Origin of the sequence: Holospora undulata HU1 (assembly GCF_000388175.3) — a bacterium.
In the GTDB taxonomy this organism is placed as follows: Bacteria; Pseudomonadota; Alphaproteobacteria; order Holosporales; family Holosporaceae; genus Holospora; species Holospora undulata_A.
The window spans coordinates 1-5,011 of record NZ_ARPM03000077.1; the positions used below are offsets into that span (position 1 = coordinate 1).

At 33.5% G+C, this 5,011-nt stretch carries 5 protein-coding genes and 1 tRNA gene; 4 read left to right on the forward strand and 2 right to left on the reverse strand.

Annotated features, from left to right (window positions below):
* Nucleotides 1-699: 699 nt before the first annotated feature.
* On the reverse strand, nucleotides 700-843 hold the full coding sequence (locus K737_RS09910) for a hypothetical protein (RefSeq protein WP_023491080.1): 144 nt from the start codon (nucleotides 841-843) through the stop codon (nucleotides 700-702).
* Between the two features lie 314 nt (nucleotides 844-1,157).
* On the opposite strand from K737_RS09910, the gene K737_RS01415 reads away from it, so the two are divergent.
* The 3 genes from K737_RS01415 (at nucleotide 1,158) to K737_RS06700 (ending at nucleotide 2,486) form a co-directional block, all read left to right on the forward strand.
* Nucleotides 1,158-1,877: a TlpA family protein disulfide reductase gene (locus K737_RS01415; protein ID WP_023491082.1), complete on the forward strand. Its 720-nt coding sequence runs from the start codon at nucleotides 1,158-1,160 to the stop codon at nucleotides 1,875-1,877.
* 100 nt (nucleotides 1,878-1,977) lie between these two features.
* Nucleotides 1,978-2,064: transfer RNA gene (locus tag K737_RS01420), tRNA-Ser, on the forward strand.
* A gap of 41 nt (nucleotides 2,065-2,105) precedes the next feature.
* Nucleotides 2,106-2,486, forward strand: coding sequence for a cytidine deaminase (locus tag K737_RS06700; protein ID WP_006296477.1), 381 nt, complete (start codon nucleotides 2,106-2,108; stop codon nucleotides 2,484-2,486).
* A gap of 123 nt (nucleotides 2,487-2,609) precedes the next feature.
* On the opposite strand, the gene K737_RS01430 is transcribed toward K737_RS06700, so the two are convergent.
* A complete protein-coding gene (locus tag K737_RS01430; protein ID WP_152531026.1) occupies nucleotides 2,610-3,845 on the reverse strand; it encodes a hypothetical protein in 1,236 nt (411 codons plus the stop codon).
* Between the two features lie 164 nt (nucleotides 3,846-4,009).
* On the opposite strand from K737_RS01430, the gene K737_RS01435 reads away from it, so the two are divergent.
* On the forward strand, nucleotides 4,010-4,753 hold the full coding sequence (locus K737_RS01435; RefSeq protein WP_006296481.1) for a hypothetical protein: 744 nt from the start codon (nucleotides 4,010-4,012) through the stop codon (nucleotides 4,751-4,753).
* Nucleotides 4,754-5,011 lie beyond the last annotated feature (258 nt).

The window sequence follows — 5,011 nt, forward strand, 5'->3', positions numbered from 1 at the left end:
ACTGCATTGCCCCTCTTTTTTGTTGTATTTGCTTTTATTTCCGCTATCAAAACGATGCTTTTTCACTTCCCCCCCTCTCTTTTAAATCGCTTGGATAATTCTTCTTCTACACCTCCAATCCTTTTATATCACACTTTTTTATTCATGAATACAGGTTCTAAGAAAAATTATTAACACATAAAATTAAACTTTTAAACAATTTCATTCAGAATGAGTATAAAACCAATTAAAAAATTCTTGGCCAATATGAAACGATGGATTAAATGCCAAATTAATGCATTTGGAAAACTTTATGAGGCTATTTCTGCATTCTTCCAAATCCCACCTTCAGGCTAAATAACTATATTATAACTATTAAATTATTTTACAATCTTGTTTAATGGGGGATGAAGCAGGAAGCAGACAAAAATTTTCTGCCCAACCCTCAAAAAAGTACTAGTTATGGATAACGCATTTTTCCATAAAAGAAGTTTCAAAAATATTACAGAATACTTAGTAATGTTCTAATCTATTTTTTTTGTTGTTATAAGTATTTGAATTTCATCGAGAAAGTGGAGCCAAAGTTATTTTAATATTTTTGGCAGCTTTTTAGCGACGCACTTCAATCTTATTTGCTTTTGTCTTTTACGCTACTCTAATCCTATCTATCTGTATTTCCGTGTTTGGAAATGTTTTTTAACTAAAAAAAAATTAAACTACTCATCGATCTTTTTGCGATTTTTGATCGCACTGCGCTCTAGAAGAAGGTTGAATGTAATAGCAAAAGCTCATAAGATCAGATTCTTCTATAGTGAGCACGATATTGAAATTTCTGTAAAAATCCAAATCAATAATATTAGTCATTTTTTCTAAGAAACGATTCACTTTCTTTATTGTATTCGAAAAATTTTAAAATAGAATTATTGGCAGGTGTTTTGTTTTTTTCTTTTTACTTGCTTTGATTTATTTGGATAAGAACGCGGATAGTGGTCAGGAGTTTTTGGGGACAATTTTCCTTTCATTCCGCAGCATTCCAACAAAAGTATACTCACAATAAGAACGCCTATAGCTCTTATTTTCCACAAAAATGTTATCCAAAAGGTTATCTTTTTCACGGGTTTGCTTGAGATTAATTTTTCATTATGATATATTAGACAGAGAAAGAATAAAAGTTCATGATGAAAAAAAAAACAATAAAAAAAATATTAAGATCTAAGGTTCTATGTACTGCTCTGCTGTTCTTGTGCTTTCAGAGCGCAAAAAGTTCTAAAGACTCTTCCATAGATTTTACAGAGAGTTTAGAAAAGGATTTGAGCGATGCTCCTGAGGTTATGGACTCAAAGCCACTTAAAAAAAAACTTTTCACTAAAAAACCAAGACAAAAAGTCGCAGTGGCGCATTCTTTGTACGAGGGGTTACGTTTTTCTTTTATGGAAAATTCTACGCCTTTAAGTTTGGAAAAATACTCTCGAAAAACGCCAGTTTTGTTGATATTTTGGGGATCGTTTTGTGGGCCTTGTTTAAAAGAATTTCCCAGTTTAGAGCGCTTAGCAAAGTCCATGCCTAATTTAAAAATTGTCTGCGTTGCAATAGATGGGCCAAACGAAATTACTTCTGAGCTTCCTTTGTTTTACGTTAATCAGGGCAAAGGAACAGAAAGCGATAATCAAAGCTTTCTGGCAAAGCACAGTATTGAAAGTGTTCCTGCTTTTTTCTTGTTTGACACAACGGGAAAAATGTTGTGGAAAGGGATTGGAGCAAAGGAATGGGATAGCGCTTCCGTTATAGATAAGCTTAAGAAGTTTGTAGAACCTTTTCAAGGAAAATTACATCCTAAGCGCAACAAAACGAATAGAACTACAAAGAAATTGAGTTCCAAACAACGAGTGCACTCATAAAAAAAATTAAAAATTTTGAAAGAATAAAATCTGTTTTGTACCTCGTGGATTAAAAAGGGGAGTAGTATTTTGTTCCAAATTCGTTTATAATGAAAAGATAGGATAGATGGCTGAGCGGTTGAAAGCACCGGTCTTGAAAACCGGCAAACGTTTTTGCGTTTCGTGGGTTCAAATCCCACTCTATCCGCGGTAAAATGATTAAAATGTATGATTTAAAAAAAAAGGTTTATGAACTTTAAGACTTGCTCTTCCTTTTCTGTTTTTGACGATGCGTTAAAAGCAGTACTAAAAAATGCTAAAGCTAAGAAAACAAAAGTTGCAGCGGAAATTACGTTAGAAGACGATAGGGTGTTTTATGGGTGTAATTTGGAATCTGCTTGTCATACGTTATCCATTTGTGCAGAACGTGCGGCGGTTGTGAATGCATTAATTCATTGCGGTCCTGATTTTCGTATTAAAAACGTTCGAGTTATCGCAGAAAAGAATGGATCCCCTCATAACATTCGAGTTTGTGGAAGTTGCTTGCAATTGCTGTCAGAGTTTGCTTCCCCTTCTTTGTGTATTCAAGGATATTCTTTAGATGCGCTTTATCCTATACGGTACAGCTAAAATTTTTTATGTTTAAAATGAAAAATACTGTGTAGGTTGTATAAATCGTATAAAAAGAAGATTTAGAAAAATTTTCTTTAATAACATATGACGTTTAAAAGAATTAACTAACGCTCTTCTAAATCAAAAATTTTTAATAACCTTTTGAACGATTGTCGTAATTTTTTTATACTCTTCTTCGCAAGACTTTGCAATAATCTCCCATTGCTTTTTTTCAGTTAACGCAATTGGGATTATATGGGCTAGTTTTTTCAAGTGCTTTATTAAAATAGGGGAAGTGATATCATTTTCTGGCCAGTTCAAAAGAACGTTTCTAAATCGCTCTGTATCCCAGTTGTGGTGAAGTTCTTCCGATGCATCTAGCATTAATGCCAAGATGGAAAGGGGTGGGTCTGAGCGAATTGCCATTTCTCCCATCATGTGTGCTAAAAAAGCGATACACAATGCGTGATAGATACGCTTTTTTTCCAAAGAATCAGGGTACAATTTTAAAACATTTTCAAGCAAAGCAGCATGTTTAGAATCTTTAATCCAATTTGACGCACAAACTCCCGGAAGGGCAAATGGAAGCATCTCTAAAGATTCTTTTGGTTCTTGGGCAGAAATGATTTTGTGGGCATAGCTCGTGTTCTCTTTTTCTAACGTATGCAAAAGGGGCATTAAGTGCTTAATTTTCATAAAATCTTCCATAGAAGAAGAAAGAATCGTTTGAATTTTTTCTACACACAAATCTTGAAAGCACAAAGCTTGTGCGTATCGCGTGAACAAATAAACACGATGAAAAATTTCATCATATATTGCTTCTATCAACAAGTGTAGTGTCTTTTTATTGTGAGAATTTTCTTGAGGGCGTTGAAGAATGCGCTCACTTCGGCGCTCCCTGTCTATTTCTCTGTCTCTTAGTTCTTGCCGAAGCACAAAACTTCCAATCTCCTGAGGAGCTTCTGACACATCAAAAGAAGAAGCAAGCTCTGGGGCTTCTTGAATATCTTCTTGATCTTTTGATTCGTTTTTTGAAGACACAGAAGGGGGAGAAATCTTTTTTTGCTCTTCTTGGTCATTCTTCATAAGTTGAAACAAGATACGTTGATAGACAGCTTTACGGTTGGCGCTGTACATATCGCTAGAGTTTTTTACGGATTGCACATAGATAATGTGGTTTGCAAGTTTTTCGCTATATACTTGCAATACTTCATCAGATTGCTGTGGTAAAGAGGTATAAAGCTCAGGATGCTTTTTATATACCCAACTTAAAAAATTGCGAAGTTTTTGAGGCAATAGGTCAAAATGAGATTGCGCCAAACTTATAGAAAAAACGCTACACACCACCCAAATCTTAATATTTTTCTTAACACTCATCATAAAATATTCGTAAATCCGTTTTATTATCTTACAAAACTTATGAAAAAAATCAATAAAATCTTGTGCAGATTGCAAAATTATAGCAATGATGGATTTTTTAAGATTAAATTATTTTTTCTCATTTATAATGTAAATCATAGAATAAATAATTTGGAATAAAAATGAACAAAATCTGTAAGGTTTTTTTGTGTACGTTGATTTTAACCTTTCTCAACTCTAGCCTGTATGCAGACGGTGAAGAAAAAAATTCTTGGATTTCGAAAGTAATCAAAGAACAAGTACCGCAAGGTATCCAAGATACGGAAGCGATACATGCAAAGATTAACGCAGCTTTAAAAGATATCAATGATCCTGTTTTATCAGAAGATCCTAGCCCAGAAGAACAAAGAGCAAAAGATTTCTTTAAGGAAATAAATTGGAGTACAATTGTCGAAGAAGATTTAAATAAAAAAGTAAAAGAGTTTTTAGAAGCAAAAAAGGAAGAAAGGATTCCAGAAAAAAGTCAAGATAAACAGCCAGAAAAAGACCAAGATCCCGAAGAAGTTTTAAAAAAAATAGAAAATTTAGAAAAAATCAATACCTCAAAAAGGAAAGAACTGGCAGATGAAGAAGAGATGACAAAAGCACTTATTCAAAGCATTAAAGACAAAGTTGCTAAATTAAAACTTCCAGCTTTAAAAGATAAAATAGAAAATATCGTTTCAGAAGTAGGGGGAGAGATTGCAGAAAAGGTACAAGGAAAAATTCTTCCTACTATGTTTGAGACTGTGAAAAAAATAAGTACAAGTGAATTCCATACCGCTCTTGAAAGAAACATTTTTTCAAAAGTTAAAAAGCTGATCATCGAAAATCAAAAAAAGTTCGACCAAGAAATTGAATCTATGGATAAAAATGAATTATATTGACATCATAACTTCTAGATTTTAGAGATAAAAGGAAAGGCATTTCGTTTTACGCCTTTCCTTAGGCCGTACGTAACTACCATACTCCCCCTCACTTTTTTGAAGGGTCTTTAAAAGATCCGAAAGAGAGGCTATTTTATTAAAAATAAACAACAATGTTTAATGCAAATGAACCTTCGTACTTAGTATGCGATCAGCGAAAGGTTCAGCATCCTGCGCTGATCCACAAGATGAACGCTCCACCTTCAATAAAATCCAAGC